The organism is Planktothrix mougeotii LEGE 06226 (genome assembly GCF_015207485.1).
In the GTDB taxonomy this organism is placed as follows: domain Bacteria; phylum Cyanobacteriota; class Cyanobacteriia; order Cyanobacteriales; family Microcoleaceae; genus Planktothrix.
On sequence record NZ_JADEWU010000067.1, the window covers coordinates 1 to 22,761 of the forward strand.

The 22,761-nt window shown below is 38.7% G+C and carries 17 protein-coding genes; 8 read left to right on the forward strand and 9 right to left on the reverse strand.

Translation table 11 applies throughout. The annotated features are described in order from the left end of the window. Positions 1–271: 271 nt before the first annotated feature. The 3 genes from IQ236_RS21310 to IQ236_RS21320 form a co-directional block, all read right to left on the reverse strand. The gene (locus IQ236_RS21310) at positions 272–1,759 is read right to left on the reverse strand and encodes a DVUA0089 family protein (protein WP_193871135.1); all 1,488 of its coding nucleotides are present in this window, start codon (positions 1,757–1,759) and stop codon (positions 272–274) included. Between the two features lie 163 nt (positions 1,760–1,922). Further along, a complete protein-coding gene (locus IQ236_RS21315; protein WP_193871136.1) occupies positions 1,923–2,525 on the reverse strand; it encodes a DUF2059 domain-containing protein in 603 nt (200 codons plus the stop codon). 154 nt (positions 2,526–2,679) lie between these two features. Then, the gene (locus IQ236_RS21320; protein ID WP_193871137.1) at positions 2,680–2,901 is read right to left on the reverse strand and encodes a hypothetical protein; all 222 of its coding nucleotides are present in this window, start codon (positions 2,899–2,901) and stop codon (positions 2,680–2,682) included. Positions 2,902–3,060: 159 nt separating this feature from the next. Here IQ236_RS21320 and IQ236_RS21325 point away from each other — a divergent pair, with 159 nt between their 5' ends. From IQ236_RS21325 to IQ236_RS21345, 5 genes are all read left to right on the forward strand, one after another. Further along, positions 3,061–5,412 (forward strand): DNA methyltransferase, encoded by a 2,352-nt coding sequence (locus tag IQ236_RS21325; protein WP_193871138.1) that lies wholly within the window; start codon positions 3,061–3,063, stop codon positions 5,410–5,412. 141 nt (positions 5,413–5,553) lie between these two features. Beyond that, positions 5,554–6,870, forward strand: a complete 1,317-nt coding sequence (rimO, locus tag IQ236_RS21330; RefSeq protein ID WP_193871139.1) for a 30S ribosomal protein S12 methylthiotransferase RimO — start codon at positions 5,554–5,556, stop codon at positions 6,868–6,870. A 361-nt stretch (positions 6,871–7,231) separates the two neighbouring features. After that, complete coding sequence (locus tag IQ236_RS21335) at positions 7,232–8,635, forward strand: DEAD/DEAH box helicase (protein ID WP_193871140.1); 1,404 nt, start codon at positions 7,232–7,234, stop codon at positions 8,633–8,635. Positions 8,636–8,801: 166 nt separating this feature from the next. Then, positions 8,802–9,602, forward strand: coding sequence for a tryptophan-rich sensory protein (locus tag IQ236_RS21340; RefSeq protein WP_193871141.1), 801 nt, complete (start codon positions 8,802–8,804; stop codon positions 9,600–9,602). 143 nt (positions 9,603–9,745) lie between these two features. Continuing rightward, entirely contained in the window at positions 9,746–10,252 is a 507-nt protein-coding gene (locus IQ236_RS21345) for a GUN4 domain-containing protein (RefSeq protein WP_193871142.1), read from the forward strand. Positions 10,253–10,504: 252 nt separating this feature from the next. Here the strand turns inward: IQ236_RS21345 and IQ236_RS21350 are convergent, their stop codons facing one another. Both IQ236_RS21350 and IQ236_RS21355 read right to left on the reverse strand, forming a co-directional pair. Beyond that, positions 10,505–11,059, reverse strand: coding sequence for a PIN domain-containing protein (locus IQ236_RS21350; RefSeq protein WP_193871143.1), 555 nt, complete (start codon positions 11,057–11,059; stop codon positions 10,505–10,507). 5 nt (positions 11,060–11,064) lie between these two features. Then, a complete protein-coding gene (locus IQ236_RS21355) occupies positions 11,065–11,535 on the reverse strand; it encodes a helix-turn-helix domain-containing protein (RefSeq protein ID WP_228041787.1) in 471 nt (156 codons plus the stop codon). Positions 11,536–11,946: 411 nt separating this feature from the next. Between IQ236_RS21355 and IQ236_RS21360 the strand changes: the two genes are divergently transcribed. Then, entirely contained in the window at positions 11,947–14,412 is a 2,466-nt protein-coding gene (locus IQ236_RS21360; RefSeq protein ID WP_228041788.1) for a tetratricopeptide repeat protein, read from the forward strand. A gap of 53 nt (positions 14,413–14,465) precedes the next feature. On the opposite strand, the gene IQ236_RS21365 is transcribed toward IQ236_RS21360, so the two are convergent. Then, positions 14,466–14,687 (reverse strand): hypothetical protein, encoded by a 222-nt coding sequence (locus tag IQ236_RS21365; protein WP_193871145.1) that lies wholly within the window; start codon positions 14,685–14,687, stop codon positions 14,466–14,468. A gap of 215 nt (positions 14,688–14,902) precedes the next feature. Here IQ236_RS21365 and IQ236_RS21370 point away from each other — a divergent pair, with 215 nt between their 5' ends. After that, the gene (locus IQ236_RS21370) at positions 14,903–16,738 is read left to right on the forward strand and encodes a patatin-like phospholipase family protein (protein WP_193871146.1); all 1,836 of its coding nucleotides are present in this window, start codon (positions 14,903–14,905) and stop codon (positions 16,736–16,738) included. A gap of 49 nt (positions 16,739–16,787) precedes the next feature. On the opposite strand, the gene IQ236_RS21375 is transcribed toward IQ236_RS21370, so the two are convergent. Beyond that, the gene (locus IQ236_RS21375; RefSeq protein ID WP_193871147.1) at positions 16,788–18,065 is read right to left on the reverse strand and encodes a pentapeptide repeat-containing protein; all 1,278 of its coding nucleotides are present in this window, start codon (positions 18,063–18,065) and stop codon (positions 16,788–16,790) included. Positions 18,066–18,472: 407 nt separating this feature from the next. Here IQ236_RS21375 and IQ236_RS21380 point away from each other — a divergent pair, with 407 nt between their 5' ends. After that, entirely contained in the window at positions 18,473–19,876 is a 1,404-nt protein-coding gene (locus tag IQ236_RS21380) for an adenylate/guanylate cyclase domain-containing protein (RefSeq protein WP_193871148.1), read from the forward strand. A gap of 19 nt (positions 19,877–19,895) precedes the next feature. Here IQ236_RS21380 and IQ236_RS21385 read toward each other — a convergent pair whose 3' ends face one another. Next, a complete protein-coding gene (locus IQ236_RS21385; protein WP_193871161.1) occupies positions 19,896–20,990 on the reverse strand; it encodes a sensor histidine kinase in 1,095 nt (364 codons plus the stop codon). Positions 20,991–21,400: 410 nt separating this feature from the next. Continuing rightward, positions 21,401–22,735, reverse strand: a complete 1,335-nt coding sequence (locus tag IQ236_RS21390; protein WP_322744296.1) for an AAA family ATPase — start codon at positions 22,733–22,735, stop codon at positions 21,401–21,403. Positions 22,736–22,761: the final 26 nt, after the last annotated feature.

Genomic DNA, 22,761 nt, shown 5'->3' on the forward strand with positions numbered 1-22,761 from the left:
GTACAGGACTCGGACTTACTGAAGGCTGGGGAGTCGGTGTTTCCTGAGCTAAAACGTTTTCAGGTATTAACCCTCTCAAGAATTCAATTTTAGAAACATTCAGAACATTCAACAATGGAGTTTGAAGCAACATCAATACACCCATTGTTGTTGTCCAAATTAACATTTTTTGCATAAAAAACCTCAAAACAGGGAATTACGAATTACGAATTACGAATTACGAATTTACGAATGGGGAACAGGGGTGGCTTGAGATAGAATCATGCAGAAGCTAACGAACTGTCAATAAATATTGACCGCGACCCGTTTTATCATAAGCATTGACAACCACCCGATACCGACCTGTTGCAGGTAAGGTCACTCGAATAGATGCGTTTTTCTCTGACCGACTCGCATCATCATTTTCAGCAATTAAGTTTCCCTGGGGGTCAAATAATGCCAAATAGGGATCAAAATCCCGACTTTCCAAACGAATCAAAATAGACTGACCTTGCTGTCCATCAAAGGTATATTCGTCATACAAACTACCATCGGATGATAATACCGAGTCTGTATTTTCTAATTCTCCTTCTTGATTTAAAATCAGACCTTTTGTAGGATCATTGGGTGAAAATGCAGTTGCTTTCAACTTTAAACGATAAGAGCCGGATTCTCCCGCTTCGTAGGAATTGACTAATAAAATATAAGTCCCATCCGTCGGTAAAGTAATACTAATTTTTGCATTATTCTCTCCCCCGCTATCATCATCTTGAGCTAATTCACTCCCATCTTCACTTAACAAAATTAAATAGGAATCAACCTCCTTACTATTCATTTCAATGGTGACTTGTTGACCCGCTTTTCCCGTAAAAGCATAAACATGATAAAAACTATTATCAACGGGTAAAACTTTATCCCCTTGTTTCAAAGTATCTGTAACTTCCGGGCCGTTTAATTCAATTTGTTTAGCATTTTGAGTTTCAAAAGCCGGGGTTTCTGGTGGAGCCGTGCGAGGTGCCCGTCCCTCTCGAACAGCTTGCAAAAACGGGGGAACTTTATCCACGGAAATTGCAAAGCCAATGCCAATATTACCCCCCCCTTGACCCCGTGTAAAAATCGCGGTATTCACCCCAATTAATTCCCCCGCACTGTTGAGTAAGGGGCCACCGGAATTACCAGGGTTAATAGCCGCATCGGTTTGAATTAAATTCCGCTCTTTATCGAGGCGACTGACAATTCCTACTGTTAAGGTATTTTGGAATTGACCAAAGGGGTTCCCAATAGCAAAGGCCCGTTGACCGACTTTGACCGAATGGGGACTCGCTATCGGAATAGTCGGTAAGTTTCTCCCATTACGAATTTTCAGAACCGCTAAATCAAGTCCATCTTCCCCAAAAGCCATCACCTCCGCTTCTAATTTGCGACCATCGGCTAAGGTAACGGTGACAGTTCCCCCGCTAGAGACAACATGGGCATTGGTTAATACTAAACCATCGGGACTAATAATCGTTCCACTGCCATTGGTTTTTTCCGTATCGATGGAAACGACAGCCGGACTAGCCTTTTCATAAACTTTAATATTGGTTTCTTCTTCCGTTGCATCTTGAGCCAAAATAAGGCGGGAATCACCTGAATTGGAGATAAAATCGGCAGAGGGAACTGAGGATTGAGGTAAAATCGAAATCGTTTTTGAGGGACTGGCGTTGGCAACCGGGACATGAATCAAGGCTCCAACAGAGAACAGTCCAAATGTTGCAAATCTAAAAAATAAGGAATTCATAGGTCTTTAATTTCTGGCTGGCTATCCCACCTTAAGTATACTGGGTTGAAAATGTATCTTGCTTCTCTAAGAGAAACCGGGGTTTCCATCTGTATCCGATGACCCGTTCATCTTTAGATGAACCCCATACCAACCATAACAGTCCCTTTAATCAATATTCAGCTTATTTGGAATTAAAACGCTCAATTTCCTGTTCAAATATTTCTTTAAAAATTTGGATAGCTTGAGGTTGAATAATTTGGGAGACTCGTTGCATCGATTCTACCAGTAACTCTGGCATGACACTAATCGTTTTTTTACCTGTTGGGGTTTTATAGAAATCTATCATGGCTTGCAAATCTTCTTCTGTAAAATATTTATCATAAAGGGGATAATAAACCGTTTCCATAATTTTATTAAAATCAAGTTGTTCCATTAATCGCTGATTATATTGGCTAACAATTCGATTCATATCTTGATTGATTGTCTTGATCATTTCTTGCTTCTTGGCTTCTGAAATTCCCGATGATTCAGGAATTATTGATTGTAAAATCCCATTAATTTCTTGTTGCATTTGGGCAGAGGTAATTTGGCTGACATTGCGAAACATTTGTTCACCGCCTGTCAGTTCAATTAATTCCTTGATGAGTTGACGTTTCTGCTCAGGAACCGATTGTTGAGATAATTGTAATTGAGGTTCGCGAAAAGATTGCGCGTTGACGGGTGCAGGGACAACCACACCTAAAGATAAAACAGTTGCGAGTAATAAAAGTCGATTGAAGAACAAACTAAACCTCCTGATTTTTGAGAAAATATCGCCAAAAATGCGATCACTTGGTCAATTTCAATCTCTCTATGTTAGCAAAAATAATCAAAAACCTTCTGCATTCCCTAAAATACAGGAAAGCTACCATTAATCTGATCAGGAGGAAGAATATATTTTAATAGGGACAAAGAGAACACTGTTGCACACAGGTTCCGGCATTATTAGTTTGGATTCTCAAATCATATAACCGATCAACCGCTTCATTAATTAAATGATTCGCCGTGGCATCTTCCGAGGCATCTTGGGCAGAATCGAGTAAATGAATAATATCAGTAATCTGTTGAAACGCTGCGGTTTTATCTTGATGTAATTGATAAGGACAGAATAGACAACGCATAATCAAGCCTAACTCATGAATCTATCTTTAGAGAAATAGTGGGTTGATGTCATCCGTCCACAGAAGTAAATCAATGGCAGTCAAGGCTTCAGAAGCAAGATTAGTCCTCAACATAGGTATAATGTTTTACAGGATATAAAGGATTCCCTAAAATTAACGATGACACCCTCACAACAATTTGACTATCAAAACATCCAACCTATTAGTCAACCCATCGAACCTAAGAAACAAGGCGCAAAACGTCATTGGGGTAGCCATCCCTATTTTACTCGACGTGCTTGGAATGTTGTTCAAGAATATATTCGCACTTTTAGCCAACCCGGAGATATTGTTTTAGACCCTTTTGGGGGGTCAGGGGTGACAGCCGTTGAAGCTCTGGTCTTGGGTCGTCAAGCTATTCACAGTGATATTAACCCAATGGCTAATTTTATTTGTTCTCAAATTGCGGTTAGTCCGATCAATATCGAAAGTTTTAGAATGGCTTTCGATCAAATCGAAAAAAATTGCAAAGAAGCTATTAATTTAGCTTATTCTATGTCAGATCAAGAAGCTGAGAATTTAGAAATACAATATTGGTATCCTCAAAATGTGAAAATGCCTAAAAATGGCAAACCAGATTATATTGAACAACTCTTTACTCAACGTCAATTTTTCTGTTTATCCTTATTATTACATGAAATTAATACGATTCAAGATTTAACTATTAAAAATTTGATGAAATTTGTTTTTTCCGCCAGTTTAAACAAAACTAACTTAACATTTAGTTCTACTCATGGCCGAAAAGCTAGTAGGGGAAATAGTGGAATTATGCACCGTTATAGTTATTGGATTCCACCCCAAACACTGGATCTAAATGTTTGGGAAGTTTTTGAACAAAAATTTAAGTATATTGTTCAAGCGAAACTAGAAACAAACTTATTGATAGGAGATTTTTATCAAGATAACTTATCTGTATTCAATCTTTCAGCTACAAATTTAGCCCCAAAAATTCAGCCAGAGTCTATCGATTATATTTATACTGATCCTCCTTATGGGAAACATATTGCCTATCTGGATCTATCTACAATGTGGAATGCTTGGCTCGGTTTTGAAGTCAGTGATGAAGCTAAACAATTAGAAGTGATTGAAGGCGGAGATTTAAACAAATCTAAACAAGATTATATCAATTTACTTCACGCTTCTATTGCTGAAATGTTCAAAGTTCTTAAATTTGATCGATGGATGAGTATTGTCTTTGCTCATAAAGATCCTGCCTTTTGGGATGCTATTGTTAAATCAGCCCAAGATTCGGGATTTCAATATGTTAATTGTGCTATTCAAACCTCAAGTACACCTTCTTTATACAAACGACAGAATCCCCTAAAAGTTTTATCGGGTGAGTTAGTATTAAATTTTATAAAAGTTAGAAATCCTAAAACAATCGCTATTAGTAAAGTAGGAACAGATGTTGTACAATTAATTAAAGAAGTCGCAGAATTAACGATTGTCAAAAATTCGGGTGCTTCTACAGAAGATATTTATAATGCTCTCATTCCTAAATTATTAGAAAATGGATTATTAAATCAGGTTAAAAAACAATTAGATGATATTACCCCTATCCTCAACGAAGAATTTATATTCTCTGAATTAGATCATCTTTGGAAGATTAAACCCAATACCAAAATAGGCTGTTTTATTCCTCTGGAAGATCGGATTCGTTTTTATCTGATAGATTACTTACAATTCCAAGAAAGACAAGGACAGTCAGCCACGTTTGATCAAATTATATTTAATGTAATGCCTAATTTAATTAATGGCACAACCCCGGCAAATCAAACCATTTTAAATGTTTTAGAAAAAATTGCCTATTCCCCTGATGGTAAACACTGGCAATTTGGCAAATCTGATAGCATTCAAATGGAATTAGATTTAGGAATTTCCTTTGAAAACCCTTTATTACCCACGCTCAGTTTTCCTAAAGATCCCAATAAAATAGAACACGATTGCATAATTTATATTTTAGCTAAGATAGCTCTATCCGTAGGTTTAAAAGTTCATATTGGCAAAAAAGAACAAGCGACAAGCAACTGGAATGGGGAAGGGTTTAATCAGTTATCTCTGCCTCAATTACCTATTCGTAAACCTTTAACAGATTGGCAAAAAGAGAAAATTCAGCAAATTGATTTAATTTGGTTTGACAATCAAGGTGATCCGGTTTTTGCTTTTGAAGTCGAAACAAGTACCCCGATTACAACTGGAATTGAACGGTTTATGGAATTATTAGAAATCTTCCCAAACGTAGCTAAAAGTCTGGTTTTAATTATTCCCCCTAAACGTTTAAGTAAAATGAATAAATTACTCAAAGACTCTCATTATATTGGTCATCCTTTATATATGGAGAATAAATTAGTCTACAGTTTTTCTCAAAAAATTGTAGAAGTTTATCAAAAAGTATCTGTACTCAATCCTGTTAACTTAGAAACAGCAATTCGAGAAATTCAGTTAACTTTAATTGTGCCTAGTCTGAAATAACCTATAAATCTGGGTTGGGGTGCGTGCGCTGCGCTTACACACCCTACGAATTGTATTGATGATGACAGTATGAGTAAAATAGTAAAATATCTGGTATAATAAAAGGTCGGTTGTGTAATCTTTAGATAGAATTTTATTAGAATGGCAACTCAGCCAACGATTGCGATCTCTCACCTCGGTTGCGAAAAAAATCGCATTGACACCGAACATATCCTCGGTTTACTGGTACAAGCCGGCTATCAAGTCGATTCTAACGAAGAATTAGCCGATTACGTTATTGTCAATACCTGTAGTTTTATTGAAGCCGCGCGGGAAGAATCCGTTCGCACCTTAGTAGAATTAGCGGATGCCAAGAAAAAAATTGTGATCACAGGCTGTATGGCGCAGCACTTCCAAGAACAACTGTTAGACGAACTCCCGGAAGCTGTCGCTGTTGTGGGAACTGGAGATTATCATAAAATTGTCGATGTGATCAAACGGGTCGAACAGGGAGAACGGGTTAAAGAAATTTCGGCTGAACCCACCTATATTGCCGATGAAACCGTCCCTCGCTACCGGACGACCAGTGAGGGGGTTGCCTATTTGCGAGTGGCAGAAGGCTGTGACTATCGCTGTGCCTTTTGTATTATTCCCCACTTGCGCGGAAACCAGCGATCGCGTACTATAGAATCAATTGTTACTGAAGCCCAGCAATTAGCCGATCAAGGGGTTCAGGAAATAATACTCATTTCCCAAATTACCACCAACTACGGACTGGATCTCTACGGTGAACCCAAACTGGCAGAATTATTACGGGCATTAGGAAACGTTGATATTCCCTGGATACGGATGCACTATGCCTATCCAACGGGGCTAACCCCAAACGTAATTGCAGCAATTCAAGACACCCCGAACGTTTTACCTTATTTAGATTTACCGCTACAACATTCACACCCTGATGTGTTACGGGCGATGAACCGTCCTTGGCAAGGACGAGTCAACGATCAGATTATTGAAAAACTGAAAACCGCCATCCCAGATGCGGTACTTCGTACCACCTTTATTGTTGGCTTTCCAGGGGAAACTGAGGAACATTTTGAACACCTGCGCGAATTTGTGCAACGTCACGAGTTTGATCACGTTGGCGTTTTTACCTTCTCTCCCGAAGAAGGAACCCCGGCTTATCAGTTACCCAATCAACTGTCGCAAGAAGTTATGGAGGCGCGTCGGGATGCCTTAATGCAGGTACAGCAACCCATTTCCTTGAAACAAAATCAAAAATCTATCGGACAGGTCGTAGACGTTCTGATTGAACAACAACAGCCGCAAACTGGTGAACTCATCGGTCGTTCATCTCGTTTCGCCCCGGAAGTAGACGGGTTAGTCTATATTGAAGGCGAGGCTCGTTTAGGTTCACTGATCAAAGTCCAAATCACCGACGCCGATATTTATGATCTCTATGGGTACGTCTTAGAATAGGTTGTCAATTGAGGGTTAACCCTCAACCGTCAGCCAATTTAAGGAAATCGCGGCAAATTTTAAGAAATTTGTTGTTATGTTTCTGAATATTAAGCGTTATCCTAGAGAGAGATGGTCTATTAAAGGGTCTGATTGACTAGACAACCCCAAAGGTTGTGACTAAGAGTGACTTCAGGAACTTTGAAGACCTTGGAATGTAATTAGGTTCCAAGATGCCCCTGAGACAACGTAACTCGACTTTTGTAGAGAGCTACGTCAAGCGTTATAGCAAAACCAATAAACCTCTGCATCAGAGTACAAGTGTCTCGATTGAATAGGGCAATGAAAGGAACCGGGCTAAAATACATAGATAGGAGAATTAATGAGTCCATCTTTTGCAAGCTTAGGAATTTCCGAAGAACGAGCGAGTTATCTGGAAACAATAGGCTTTACTGAACCAACCGCCATTCAAGTCGAAGCAATTCCCCATATATTGGCTGGACGTGACGTGGTGGGACTGGCTCAAACCGGGACGGGCAAAACAGCCGCCTTCTCATTGCCCATTCTGGAGCAACTAGACACAAGTGCGAAAGGCGTACAAGCGTTAATCCTGACCCCAACTCGTGAGTTGGCCATGCAAGTTAAAGAAGCGATTCGGAAAATGACCGATGACCGCAGCTTGTATGTGTTAACCGTATATGGCGGTCAGTCTATTGAGCGACAAATTCAACGCTTACAACAAGGCGTTCAAATTGTCGTTGGGACACCGGGACGGATTTTAGATTTACTCAATCGGGGCGATCTAAAATTAAACCGGATTAAGTGGTTAGTCTTGGATGAAGCCGATGAAATGTTAAGCATGGGCTTTATTCAAGATGTGGAAAAAATTCTTGAATCTGTAGCTGAAGAACGTCAAACGGCGTTTTTCTCTGCGACGATGGAGCCTTCGATTTGGAAACTGGTGAAGAAATTCCTGAAAAATCCAGTCACCATTAAAGCCGAAAATCCCAAAGCCACTCCCAAACGCATTGAACAGCGTGCTTATATGGCGCCCCGTGGCTGGTCAAAAGCCCGGGCGTTGCAACCGATTTTAGAATTAGAAGATCCAGAATCGGCGATTATTTTTGTCCGCACAAAACAAGCGGCTGCGGAATTAACTACATTCCTGCAATCGGCGGGTCATAGTGTGGATGAATATCATGGCAACTTGAACCAAGCCCAACGGGAACGACTGCTGCAACGCTTCCGCCGTCGTCAAGTACGGTGGATTGTGGCGACAGACATTGCGGCACGGGGATTAGATGTCGATCATCTCACCCATGTCATTAACTACGATTTACCCGATAACGCGGAAAGTTATGTTCACCGCATTGGTCGGACAGGTCGCGCCGGACGGGATGGGATCGCCATTACGCTGATTCAACCGATTGATCGCCGGAAACTGCGGTTAATTGAGCGTCATTTGCGCCATAACTTTACGGTGTTATCTATTCCTAAGCGCTCGCAAATTGAAGCCCGTTATATTGAACGTCTGCAAGGACGGGTACGGGAAGCTTTATCCGGTGAACGGGTGGCGTCTTTCTTACCGATTGTGGCGCAATTGGGTGAGGAATACGATCCTCATGCGATCGCCGCCGCCGCCTTACAACTGGCTTACGATCAAACTCGTCCCAGTTGGTTAGATTCTGACTTTGATGCTCAGGAGGAAGAAGCTCAATTAGTGACTTCTAAACCGAAATTAAACCGTCGGATTTCTCGTCCCTCGGTGTCCCAAGGCGTTGAATAAAATTCATCGTTAACGGCTCAAAGTCGATTAAAGCAGATTCAGAGACGCGATTTATCGTGTCTCTCAATTTTTTTTGTTATAGCTGTTCCCCATTCGTAATTCGTAATTCGTAATTCGTAATTTGTAATTCCCTGTTCCCTATTCCCTGCTATATTTTTCAACAGCAATGCAGACTAATTCTCCTGACTCTAATTTTAACTCGGTCAGACAATGGGCAAATATCACTGCAATTTTAGCCGCATTCGCAATTAACGTATTAGCGAATATAGCTCCTTTTAATGGGTTAACCATTGGAGAAATTTCTAATACTATTTTTAGGAATGTTAAAATTATTCCGGCTAATTATGCCTTTGCAATTTGGGGTTTAATTTATGTAGGATTATTTGCGTTTGCGGGTTATCAAGGATTACCTCAAAACCGTGAAAATCCTCGATTACAAAAATTGGGTTTTTCCATTGTTTTAGCTTGTATTGCCCAGATTGTCTGGGTATTTTTATTTCAATATCAAATGTTTTTTCTGTCCCTAGGGGCAATGTTGGCTATTTTAAATTCCTTAATTGTAGCCTATTTACGGTTAAATATTGGGAAAGTTAGAGTTGCTAAAAAGGAACGCTGGTGTGTCGATATTCCCATTAGTATTTATTTCGGTTGGATTACGGTTGCCACCATTGTTAATGTAGCTTTAGTATTAGAAAATTGGCAATGGACAGGGGGAGGAATTTCACCCGAACTCTGGACAGCAATTTTATTAGTCATTGCTGGAACATTAGCCGCTATTTTAATCATTGAACGTAATGAAATGGCTTATCCTTTTGTAATTATGTGGGCGCTTTGTGCGATCGCAGTTCGCCAAGCGACTCAACCCATCATTTTAGTTACCGCGATCGCCGTATCCCTATCATTAGGATTATTTGGATTAAGTTTAACTATACTCGGTCGTTACCAGAAGACAGGGAACAGGGAATAAATAGTACACTCAGTAGAGACGTGCCAAGGCGCGTCTGTACACAGTCTTATAAGCGTCTTAATTTTTTGGCGTGGGTCGCGTAGTAAGCCCTTTAGGGCTAAGAGTCCTGAAGGACTCACTACGAGGGGGTTATTCTTGCTCCGATGCCAACTATTCCTCAACCTGTTGCACCTTCCCCACAACCGGAAACCGTTCCATCCCGATATCAGAAATTGCAACAACTTCTTGCAGCAGGACAGTGGAAAGAAGCAGACCAGGAAACTTCAAAAGTGATGCTTCAGGTAGCAGGGAGAGAGAAGGAAAGTTATTTAGATAAAACCTCAATTGATAACTTCCCCTGTGAGGATTTACGCACTATTGATCAGTTATGGGTAAAATACAGTATGTCCCGCTTTGGCTTCAGTGTCCAGAAGAAGATTTGGCTAGAAGTTGGGGGTAAGGTAGACTATGGAACAGAATGGAAGCTTGGCGATCGCATCGGATGGAGAAAAAACGGCAGTTGGAAATGGATAAGCTACGATAACCTGACCTTTTCGCTGCAAGCTCCGTTGGGCCATCTCCCTGCGTTACACTCCCCGTTGACGTTTTGGTGGCGGTGGGGTTATTGGCTCTCTTCCCTCGCTTTAAGAATTATAAGCTGTAACCTATAACAATTTCAGCCCTTTATCAAGTCGAGTTTTTGGGGGTCTGTTTGACCCAATTTTCATTATTTTAGCATTTCGTTACCTGTTAGGGGATTCAGAAACCGGGTTTCTTAATTGAGCTTTTTGTTAGTAGCAAAGGTTAGGGCAGAAACCCGGTTTCTCGGAAGCGTGAGTAAGACTCAAAAACCGAGTTTCTTAATTGAGCTTTCTGTTAATAGCAAAGGTTATTGCAGAAACCCGGTTTCTTGGAGATGGGGATTAATATTGAGAAGATAAAATTTTATTTGTAAATTTAGGAACTTGCACCATCAGACGAGAAAGTAAATCTTCAACTGTCATGGGTGGACGTTTCAGTGCTTCTGCTTGAATTTTGATAATCTCAGCCATCGCATTAACAGTATAAAGGTCGCATAACCCTATTAAAAAATCATCAGGATGTTTGACTTGTAAATTAAACGGCTGTAGAGATTCTGGCGGAAAATCTGTTAAATTAAATGTAACAATCAAATCTGCTTTAGATTGAACAGCAACAGCCAGAACATGACGATCTTTAGGATCATTGGTCATTGAGTTAATAATTTCTTCAAAACCTTCAATTATTGCTTCTGGAAATGCTGCTTTGATATGACCTTGATATCGGGATGCTGCCTCGGCTTTTATTCTACCTTGCTTGATTAAATTTCGAGTAACTTCATCAAGAATTTCTTGAGACAAACAAAGACGATAAAACCCAGCTTCAGCAGTTCTAAGTAGAGTATCGCACAAAGGCATTGGAAAAATTACACAAGCATCTAAAACAACTGTTAAACTCACGATATCTACCGCATGACATCAGAACTAGATTCACTATAAAACCCTTCATCTTGTAAAAAAGCAGTCAATTCATTCAAATCTTGACGGCGTTTTATATCTCTATTTTGTTTATAAATGCTAATATCTTTAAATAAAATATGTTGAGTTGACCCAATATCAACGGCAGAAAATTCTCCTTGTTCAAGTAGTGTTATTAAATAAGGAGGTGATATATTTAAAAAATCAGAAGCTTCTTGTAACGTCATGTATTGATCATCCGCAACAATCGTAACAGCTTTTCCAGATACCATTGCATGAATAACTTGACGTAAGGCATAATTCACCGATTCAGGAAGTAACATTTCTTCTCCATTCCTATTAAGGGTGATAGGTTGTGAATGGGTCGTCTCAAGAAAATGCTCTAGTTTTTCGAGGACTTGTCTTTCTTGTTGATCAGCTATTAATGGCTTAGAGTAGAGGGGGTCTTTCTTGAACATAAAAAACAAGTATAAAATTATAATGATTAATTATAACAGAGATTAAAGCTAAATTGAAGGTCAGAAACCGGGTTTCTTAAGTGATCTTTCTGTTAATAGCAAAGGTTATGGCAGAAACCCGGTTTCTCGGAGGTGTTAGTGGGGTCAGAAACCCGGTTTCTTATCCGATCTTTTTGTTAATAGCAAAGATTATTGCAGAAACCCGGTTTCTCGGAGGTGTTAGTGGGGTCAGAAACCCGGTTTCTTATCCGATCTTTTTGTTAATAGCAAAGATTATTGCAGAAACCCGGTTTCTCGCAAGTGCTGGGGTTCAGAAACCCGGTTTCTCGGTTTCTCGCAGAGTGATTTGATGTAGGGTAAACTATAGAGGATGGGTTGGAGAACTCGGACTTGGTTAAGCAGATACAGCGATTGACGCAACATCATCAACAGACTGATGCTGGTGCCATCTCCCATAAGGGTCTTGATTTTTTAGCGTGGGTGTCTCGCAGCAGCGTCATCCTAACTTTAGTTTTGCTATCGGCGGGAGTCAGTCTGGCCCAGTCTAAACCCCCCAAGTCTCCAGAACCCACAACTCCGACAGAAACTCTGTCCCCCAAGGATCGTAAGGAACTGGAACAACTGCGAGAACAGCAGCGTTTACAAGAACAGGTTCAAGCGGAAGCTCAACGGGCCTTTAAACAGACGATGACGCTGTTTAATTTGTTATTAGCGCTGTTAGGGGTGTTATTAGCAGGAACTTTGGTGGGGTTATGGTTATTGCGGCGTTCTGTTGTTCGAGAAGTTACTATTATTGTTAAAAATCATCTCAATGAATTAGGAGATTTAGAAGGAAAAATAGCCGCCGCAAACCGACAAATGCAAGCGGTTATTCAGGAAACTGACCGAATTGCTCAAGACTTACATTTAGAAGCGGATGATTTTCAAAGCGAATTAGGAAGCCATCGCAGTCAAATTGGGGAATATTTAACAGAATTAACCCAAGTTCGTCAACAAGCGATCCAAGAGTTTCAACAGGAAGCACAAGAAGCTGAACAGGAAATTCATCGCTTAGAAATTGAATTTTCTAAACAATTAGCAGAGTTACAAAACCGCGCTAGTAATCAACAGGATGTGATCTTACAAAATTTAGATCAACTGGGAACAAACTACGCTAATCATTTGGCTGGATTACAACTCGATGCGGATCAACAGCAGAATAAGATTGTTGAGTATTTTAAACAATCAGAAACGGCTTTAACTAACCAATTATCGGAATTACAACATCAAGTTCAAAATCAACGCGATCGCTTATTCCAAACCTTAGAACAAGTCAGTGCAGACTTTAAAACGACGGTATCGGGTTGGCAAACGGATGTTCAAGGACAAAAAAATACCATTGGCAAGAATTTACAACAAATTGAAGCTGAATTAGTTCAAGAGTTATCCCAACTGCAAAAACAGGCGGAAACCCAAAAAGATCGGGTATTTGCTCGTTTAGAACGATATGAAACGGATTTTGCACCCCAATTAGAAGAAGTTCGGATTAAATCTGAACAAAAAGCTCAAGAACAAATTGATTTAGCTTTGAGAAATTTAGAGAAATTTGGCAATGATGCTGTTATTAAACTCTCGGATTCTCAAGGTAAAATTCAGGGACAAATGGAGCAGAAACTCCAACGCATTCAACAGTTAGAACAACAAGCGGAAACCCAACTGGCTACCTATCAACAACAAGTCCAAAGCCAGGTGGATGAAAAGTTACAACGATTACAACAATTAGAAGCAGATTATGCGGCGATTATTGCCGATAGTCAGGCGGGATGGAAAACCCAAAAAGAACGAATTGTCCAACGGCTAGAGAAGTTTGATCAAGATGTGAATGGGGTGATTGAACAGTTAAGAGGAGATCTGCAAACCCGTAAGGAATCTACCTTTAATAAATTGGATAAATTTGATACGATGTTAACGGAACAGTTAACAGAAGTTCAAGCGGATGCTAATACGCAAAAAGCCGGAATTTACCAAGAATTAGTGGCGATGCAGTCGGAAGCCTTAACGAGAAAAGATGAAATTCTCAAAGAATTAGCAGCCATTTCTCCGACGAATTTAGTCGAATCGGCGGTATCAGAAATGATGCAAAAAATTGAAACAATGGCGGAGCAATTAGATCGATTAAAATCTAACAAACCTGAGTTATTTTTAAATGTTGAGGATTTTGTTCAACAGGGAAATGTTTTATTTGCGGAAGGACGTTATGAAGAAGCTTTAGGCGCGTTTCATCAAGTCGTAGAATTGCAACCCAATGATTATCGAGCTTGGCTGAATCGAGGCATGGCTTTAAGTCGATTAAAACGTCAAAATGAAGCGATCGCATCCTATAAAAAAGCTTTAGAAATTAAACCCGATTATCATCAAGCTTGGGTGGATTTAGGGGTAACATTCGGTAAATTACAAAAACATCAAGAAGCCTTTGAAGCCTTTGATCAAGCGGTGAAAGTGAAACCCGAAGATGGGGTGGCGTGGTTAAATCGGGGGATGGCGTTACAAGCCATTGAACGCTATGCTGATGCGGTGACATCTTTTGATCAAGCGATTGAATTTGATCCTGATAATTCTAAAGCTTGGAATTATCGAGGGTATGTTTTAATTAAGTTAAAACGGGGAAAAGAAGCGTTAGAAAGTTTAGATCGAGCGTTAGAATTAAAGCCTGATTATGCTGATGCTTACTATAATAAAGCCCTTAGTTATGCTCAACAACGTCAAACGGAATTAGCCGTTGAACATTTAGAACAGGCGATTGATTTTAATACTCGTTATCGGGAGGAAGCTAAAACTGACCCGGATTTATATGGAATTGTGAAGTTTTTGCGTCCGAAAGCTAAACTTCAATCTTGAAGGGAACAGACAGGAAAACAGGAGTTTACAGTTTAGGTTTTAGGAGGTGGTAATCATCCTTGGAGTTCAAGAATATGCTCATTTTCATAATTTTCAATTAAGATACCCAGAATATCCATTAATGAGGCGAGAGGATGTTGTTCATCTTCGCCTACTTCATCAATGAGTTGATCCAGCCATTCCACAAGCTGTTGATAACTGGCTTCATCGCGGGGAATTACTAACTGATGAGCCAGGGGTTGCCACAATTTTTGAGTCTCTGCAATGCTCAACATTTTGTGTGATCATTCTATTTTTTATTCTGGCATTCTAACACAATCTTCTGTATATATCCTCATGCTCAAAGGCTGACCCGATTTTATTAATTATTAATAGTGCTAACCCTAGGGGATGCCTTTTCCTATTTCCGATAATCCTTGACTTTTTTGAGCTTTTCTATTAAAGTAGTCAACAGTGCTTTTCTTATATTTCTGATTCTTAATTAGTTGTTATGGTATTAACAAATTCCTCTCCTAATCCTCGTCCTATTTCCCTTAATTTATCAGGAGGAATTGCACTCGGAGCTTATATGGCTGGGGTGTGTTTTGAATTAGTAAGACAAGCGAGAAAAGAAAACTCTCCCCTGTTAATAGATTTGATTACGGGTGCGTCTGCGGGAGCGATGACGGGAGCAATTACGGCTTATTATTTATTAAATCGAGAGATTCCTGATAGTGACTATGAATCCCAAAACCTTTTAGAAAAAGCTTGGGTAGAACGGGCTGATATGAAAGATATTGATACGGTTTTTGCGATTGAAGATTATCGTCAAGCACTCAAGGATTTATTAAAAAGTCAAAATAACAGTTTATTATCTCAAAAAGGAATTAAAAATATTGCTAGTTTAATTAGTGAAAATACAGACCAACTCAAAGTTCATCAACCCTTAGCCTTAGTCATGACAGTTACGAACTTACAAGGGTTATTAGTCACTTATGAAAACCAATGTCGAAATTATTCAGGTATTCCTGCGATTAACCATGCAGAAAATCGTCGTTTTTTGTTTCATTCTGAAATAAATCGTAGTGGAGAACGCTTACAAAGAATCTGGGAAAAAGTGATTGATACCAGCTTAATTTCCGGGGCGTTTCCCTTAGCTTTTCCTCCGGTTCAAGATACATCTAGTATTAAAAGTTATAACTTAAAAAATCTTAGTCCAGCTTACTTTAAAATTTGCTCTGATTCCGGTGATAAAAAACTAGATTCAGCTTTACCAATGTTTTGTCCAGAGGGGAATGGAGAACAACTTAATTTTTGGTATAGTGATGGTGGAATTTTAGATAATTTACCGATTTTAAAAGCCATTGATTTAGAAGCCCGTATTCAATTAAGTTCTTTACCTAATTCTGAATATTTAATTCAAGATGAAGGTCGAGAGTTTATCAAATTTAGCCATGAATTTAACCGCAGAGTCAAAACCGAACGAGATCAGCGACTTTATGTTTATGTTTCTCCCTATTCTTTAGAAAGTTTAGAAAGTAAACCTAGCTTGAAAAAAAACAATTTTAATCTATTTGATTTGTTGTTTGGAGGATTAAAAATTCCGTCTATTCAACAGGATGCGATGCAGTTAAAACAGATTGTTCAAATTAATGAACAGGTAGATTATAAAGAAAAAATATTATCCCATTTAGAAACTTTGTCAGAAACCTCATCTGGGGAGACAATTTCTCAGATTAAAGCTGACTTAGAAAAAGCGATTCCCTATCATCATATTCAGTTATCTCCAATTACACCTTTAATTCTCAATCAAATTTCCGGGATAGAAAATTTAGAAATGCGAAATGAATTAGAACATTTGTATCAAAAATTTCGATCCTTATTTAAAACTCCCCTAATCGAAAAACCAACGAACGTTGATGAACTATTAGCCTCTGATTTTCTTAATGCTTTCGGGGGATTTTTTGATAAAAAATATCGACAACAAGATTTTATTTTAGGAAGACTTTGTGGCTTAACTTGGCTACATTTAAACTTTTCAGCAATTGATACTAACAGTTCAATTTCAACCTTAAATAAAATTTTTGATTCGGGTCAGATTCAGTTTGATAATCCCAAGGTTAAAGACTTAAAAATGAGTTATAGAATCCGCTTAACCCGAATTTTAGTTCGGGCGCTGCGAATGATGGTTGCTCAAACTCAAATGAAACAAGGTCAGAAAATTTTACTTTGGCTAATTCAAGTGATTTTACTGCCTTTATTTCTATTCATTGAACTGTTATTAACCTTTGCTTTAATGTCTAGTGAAATTGTTGAAGTGTTTTTAGAAAAAATTAATAAAAAGTAAATCGCTACCCCTAGGAATAACAAATGATGAGATCAAACCCGAAACCCCTTTATCGGTCTAATTTATTGGGAATTCCTTCGCAACCTCCGGGGATGGTTTTTCGAGATTTAGAACCACACCAGGCACAACAATAATAGCGACTTTCTTCTGATAAATTCTCGACTCCAGTAAAATCGGCATTTTCAACCACAGCCCCTGTATGTTCTCCCGTAGTAAAATTAGGAATTAATGTTTTACTGCGAGGAGAAGCTGTTTCTGGAGAACCATAAAAAAATCTGACAGCACGCAAATTTGTATAAGATAAATTGGCTTCATAGAGAATAGATCTCGCTAAATTAGTGCGAACTAAATCACATCCCGTTAAATTAGCTTTGACTAAATTCGCATCACTGAGATCCGTGCGTCGGAGGTCGGTTTGGGATAAATCTGCACCCGCTAACATCGCCCCTAAATCAATCACTCGCACCCCATGATCTCGATCTTCTGCATAATTGCCATTTCCATCTAACATCGGACGTCCGAGATGGCGATCGCGTTGTAACGGAGTAATTAATTTGGCTTGGGATAAAAACCGCAGAATTTTAGCTTTTCCTTCTGCATCTACACTTTTAATAATAGCAGAGGTTCGTCCTTCTGCAATCACTCGTTCTTGGGGCCAATCTTCTAATAATCCCTGTTCTCCTAATGCTAAATCTGAGACTCCCTGAAAATAAGCATCAATGGTTTGTTGTTGCGTAATTCGGTTTTGTTGAATCGTTAAATCTCTGGAAATAATATACTGTCGCCAAGCTACATAAACGGCCAGAATCGCAATTAAAATTTGCCCTAATGCTCCTCCTAAATCCCCTAAAGCACCAATCGCATCCCAATTAATTGTAATATTACTAACTTCATTTTCAGTGTTAGCATTACTAAAAATAACTAACCCAATTAGAGAGCCTAAAATCCCAAAACAAGCAATAATTAAACTCCGCCAGCTTGCTGGAATTAAAGTTGTCCAAACTTTACCCCAACCTGACCAGAGTAAGCGTAGGGAAATCGCCAATGTTGCCACGGCGCTGACATATCCCAAAGTAATATTATCAATTCCTAGTCCTAAAATCATCAAAGCCATTGCTGATAACACCAGGACTGAACCTGAGAAATGACTTGGATGATCCTCTAAAACTGAGTTTCGGGTTTCGATCTCCCAAGATTCCCCAGAATTCAGTTGTATTTCCTCCGTTGGGGGGGGATCGTGTGGTTGAAGCACCCCACCATTAAGGCTTTCAGGGTTCTCCTGAACCCCTTGGGAATGAGATGAGGATGAATTTGGCTCCATTGTCATCGATTAACCTCATTAATAGCCAGGAAAAGCTTAACTGGGAACAGTTTAACAGTTCACCGTCTAGGTTTACTGTGTGAGTCTATGTCAATCACTCGCTTTCAGCCACTGCTATAGATTGATGCTGACAGATTATTTCCAGTTAAATTATCTTGATTTTAACTAAATCCGTCTTAAAATTGGATCAGGCTTCCAGGGTGTGAGGTTTTCAGATAGTAACATTTTAAGAAAGAGCCTGTGGATTGTGAAATTTTGAATCGATTGATTAATTATAGATCAAATTGGGGAAAAAGAAACAAAAATATTGTTGATAATAATCGTAAACTTGAACAAAAAAAATGAATTTACCAGAACTTATCGATGGGGATTTTGACAAAAAAAATAGATATTTAGAGGAGCAATCACACTTCATGTCAAAACAACTGAAATTATTTTTTAAACTTTTGAATGCTCGTCTTTCTCGATCAATTGCAATCTGGGTATTTTCCAGCTTAATTTTTGTTGAGGTTATCATTTTAATTCCTTCAGTTTATCAACGTCAAAACGAACTATTACAACAATTACCTACAATATCTTCTAGCAAAATCGCTTGGATGATTGAAACTTATCCTTATAATTCTGATGCTGAACTCTTGCAACAATTAAGTCATTTACATCATTTGAATCCTGAAATTTTAGGCGGTGCTGTTTATAGCAAAACCGGAAAGTTAATTGGTCAATTTGGTGAGGCTCCCGCTATAAGTTTTTCACAAGCCATACAAGGAAAAAGCTTATATTTGCGTCAAAATCAGGGAGATCGCTATGATGTAGCTTGTAATACGCTTGTGCTCAAAAATAAATATCTGGTGATTATTCGCCATGATGCTTCTAGTATTTATGCTGATATTTATGCTTATATTTTAAGAATTGCTGGGTTGGTTTTAATTATTTCTATTTTTGTCACCTCAACGACTTTATTTGTTTTAGGAAAAACGGTTATTGTCCCAATTTTGAAACTGCGGTTAGATTTAATTGAAGCGGGAAAAGCGATTGTTAACAACAAGCCAGCACCTCAATTTTATTCCCAATTAATTCAAAGAAACGATGAACTAGGTGATGTAATTGATACCTTTAAAACCATATTTAACCAAATTTATCAAGCCACCCTAGAACGGAATCGGGCAGAAGTGGATCTGCGGTTAGAAAAAGATAAATCTGAGCAATTATTACTCAATATTTTACCCTTTGCGATCGCTGAAAAACTCAAACAAAATCGAGGTTGTATTGCGGATCGATTTGAAGAAACAACGATTTTATTTGCAGACTTAACGGATTTTACCGGACTGGCTTCTCGCCGTTCTCCCACACAAATAGTAACGTTTTTGAACGAAATTTTTTCAGAATTTGATCGGCTTGCGGATAAATACAACTTAGAGAAAATTAAAACCATTGGTGATGCTTATATGGTTGTTGGGGGTATTCCAATACCCAGACCTGACCATGCAGAAGCGATCGCAGATATGGCGTTAGAAATGCAATCTATTATTCAAAAATTTCGCCAACAAGATAATCAATTATTAAACCTTAGAATTGGGATTAATACAGGGCCCGTTGTTGCTGGAGTAATTGGATTAAAAAAATTTAGTTATGATTTATGGGGAGATGCCGTTAATATTGCCTCCCGCATGGAATCTCATGGTTTATCAGGACAAATTCAAGTCAGTCAAACCACCTATCAAAAACTTCAAGCAAACTATTTATTTGAAGAACGAGGGATGATTTTAATTAAAGGGAAAGGTGAAATGCGAACCTATTGGTTAATTGGGAAAAAATAAACCCCGCTTTATCGAAAAATTATTTAGCTAAGGGAAGTGAAAATTGAAAGGTACTGCCTTCCCCTAAACGACTGGAAACGAAAATTTTTCCCCCTTGTAATTCTACCAAACGGCGAGTAATTGCTAACCCAATTCCCGTTCCTCCTGAATGTCGAGAACGAGAGCGATCAGCCCGCCAAAATCGTTCAAAAACATGGGGTAAATCTTCTGGAGCAATACCAATTCCGGTGTCCATAACAGCAACCCAGAAAAAGTTTAAATCATTACCTGTTTTAACCAGAATGGTTCCCGTTTCAGTATAACGAATTGCATTGCCTAATAAATTAACTAAAATTTGTTCAGTTCGGTCTACATCTGCTAATACTAGCGGCGAATCAGGTTTAGAATCTAACTGAAGAGTCGGCCCTTCTTCTAAGAGTTGATCAGAAAAACGTTGAACTAAAGATACTAATAAAGGATATAAATTAACGGGTTTTTGATGAATGGGTAAATAGCCGGATTCAACTTTTGAAAGCTCTTGTAAATCATTGACTAATCGTTCTAAGCGTTTAGTTTCTTTCGCTAATTGTTGATAAATGACGGGAGAAGGTTCAATATGACCATCAGCTATTTCTTCCAAATATCCCCTAACAACGGTTAACGGAGTTCTTAATTCATGGGTTAAATCACTAATTAATTCTCTTCGTTCTTTCTCAACATTTTGTAAACTAGCAGCCATTTTATTAAAACTCAGCGCTAATTGATTTAACTCAGGAATATCGCTGAAAGACATTCGTTCTGACCATTCTCCAGAGGCAAATTTCTGAGTAATTTCTTCCATTTGGGTGAGGGGTTTAGTAATGCGTTGGGTTAACCAATAACTCAGCCCTACGGCGGCAGTTGTTCCCGCTAAAACTGACCAAAAGGTGCTGCGGTTCCAAGCAATTTCAAAGCCTTCTATTAGACGAGTACGAATATATTGTAATCGAAATCCTGGGCCTTCAAGTTGCTCTAAATTACTGACAAAAAACCGAGGAGAAGATATTTTTCCAATAATCACTAAGGATGTTACCCCAATTAACATCACTAATAGATGGGATAAAAATAAGCGTCCTCGTAAACCGATTTTAGCCATATTTAAAATTTTGCTTCTGGAACTCATTTAATCATCATAGCAATCCCAACTTAATTTGTATCCGAAACAAAGGGAACAGGGAACAGGAGTAATACTTCTACATTTAGAACAAGTTATGTCAAAGGAGATCTAATATTCCATCCTTCAATCTTTGCTACGCATCCATATCCTGTAGAGACGTGCCATGGCACGTCTCTACGTGGGCTTTTGGAGTGTATCTATAGACCCAATTGAAGGATGGAATATAATGATCAGAATTTTCCCTAATCTTCTCTAAATCAATAGCTATCATTCCTTAATTTAAACTTAAAGAATAATAGCTATTGATATTAATTATTTGTTTTTTTACATCTGATTGTTAGCAAAAAAGACGATATTAGGGAGGATTTTACCTCTCCTACAGTCATATTTTAAGCCGTTTTACTGAGGGAATTTACAAAGGATTTGTATTGACTACTTTCAGTTAAAGCAGGATTAATCCCAAACCAGCGACCGTCTTGATCCCGATATTCAAAAACAAACATACTCCGCAGTAAAGTTTGACATTCATCTTCTCCCGTTACCTTTTGAGTTTTCACCACTCTTAACAATAATTCCCATTCTTCATGGTTAATTGCGCCTAAAAGATCATCTCGATATTCTTGAATAACTTGCTCTAAACAAGAACGGGTAAAAGGGGGATCTTCTTGTTGTAAACAACTGTACATCAACATTAATAAACGTCGAATATGACCCCCACTAATCCAACATAATCGCTCTAGGGTTTCAGGACTATCAAATAAAACAGAAATCTGAGATAAACGACTTTCCTGTGGCAGATCAGGAAAGGCTCGTGCTAGAACCATTTGTTGTAATTTTATCATGCCATTGGGATTCTGCACCCCATCCCGAAGACGGACTGGAACCATCGGTAACACTTTAGGTTTGACTCCAAACCGACTGGAAAGCCGATCATAATCATTAGAAAACATTAAGGTTAGGGGAATGGTAAAAACCACATGACAATTGAGACGTTTGAGTTGTTCACCTCGATCTACAAATAAATATTCCGGTTGAGTTCTTCCCCAAGGTTTAGGAGAACTATCAATCCGATCTAAATTATCTACAATAACGACAATTCCTTTTTTTCCTTTCCCTTGTAACGCACTATTAGCTCGTCCTAAAATTTCATCATTAATCGCGTCTAAAATACTACTGGTGCGCGGTTCTAAATATTGCCGTAACTGAGATCGTAATTTTGGAGAATCTTTAGTTTTAGCCGTAATTTTAGCAATTCCAACGGATAATTCAGCCTCCCCAGATAGTTGAATTGGCGTTTGCATCAACTCAGAAATTTCTGTAAATAAGTTAGCAAAATATCCCGGTTTCAGACGAATTTGAGCCGCTTCTAAACTTTCACTTACCTGACGAGCAATCATTAATAAAATATCGCTAATATCCACATCTGCCATATCGAGATTTTGAGAAGATTCAAAATAAACGACATGATAGTCCTGACGCTCTAACAAATCTTTAAGACGAAATAATTCTGTTGATTTCCCACATCCTATATGACCACTAAACAATTGACAGGTGGGTTCATCATGGGAGAGTAAAGTAATAGTTCGGCTCAATTCTCGGATGATATCACTCCCTCGGACAGATGAAAAATCGATGTAATATTTTCGATCTTCCGGGTTTGCCATGTCAATGGTCTTACTGGGATTACACGCTTTATAGAATCTACTTAAATCAAGCTCAATCACAATTAGACTCTTAACCTCTGTATCAA

Coding starts and splice junctions, on each gene's coding strand:
- IQ236_RS21340 (WP_193871141.1), top strand. CDS start 8,802: ATGCAGACTAATTCTCCTGACTCTAATTTTAACTCGGTCAGACAATGG.
- IQ236_RS21355 (WP_228041787.1), bottom strand. CDS start 11,535: ATGTTCAAGAAAGACCCCCTCTACTCTAAGCCATTAATAGCTGATCAA.
- IQ236_RS21375 (WP_193871147.1), bottom strand. CDS start 18,065: ATGACAATGGAGCCAAATTCATCCTCATCTCATTCCCAAGGGGTTCAG.
- IQ236_RS21370 (WP_193871146.1), top strand. CDS start 14,903: ATGGTATTAACAAATTCCTCTCCTAATCCTCGTCCTATTTCCCTTAAT.
- IQ236_RS21320 (WP_193871137.1), bottom strand. CDS start 2,901: ATGCGTTGTCTATTCTGTCCTTATCAATTACATCAAGATAAAACCGCA.
- IQ236_RS21310 (WP_193871135.1), bottom strand. CDS start 1,759: ATGAATTCCTTATTTTTTAGATTTGCAACATTTGGACTGTTCTCTGTT.
- IQ236_RS21365 (WP_193871145.1), bottom strand. CDS start 14,687: ATGTTGAGCATTGCAGAGACTCAAAAATTGTGGCAACCCCTGGCTCAT.
- IQ236_RS21325 (WP_193871138.1), top strand. CDS start 3,061: ATGACACCCTCACAACAATTTGACTATCAAAACATCCAACCTATTAGT.
- IQ236_RS21335 (WP_193871140.1), top strand. CDS start 7,232: ATGAGTCCATCTTTTGCAAGCTTAGGAATTTCCGAAGAACGAGCGAGT.
- IQ236_RS21385 (WP_193871161.1), bottom strand. CDS start 20,990: ATGGCTAAAATCGGTTTACGAGGACGCTTATTTTTATCCCATCTATTA.
- rimO (WP_193871139.1), top strand. CDS start 5,554: ATGGCAACTCAGCCAACGATTGCGATCTCTCACCTCGGTTGCGAAAAA.
- IQ236_RS21345 (WP_193871142.1), top strand. CDS start 9,746: ATGCCAACTATTCCTCAACCTGTTGCACCTTCCCCACAACCGGAAACC.
- IQ236_RS21380 (WP_193871148.1), top strand. CDS start 18,473: ATGTCAAAACAACTGAAATTATTTTTTAAACTTTTGAATGCTCGTCTT.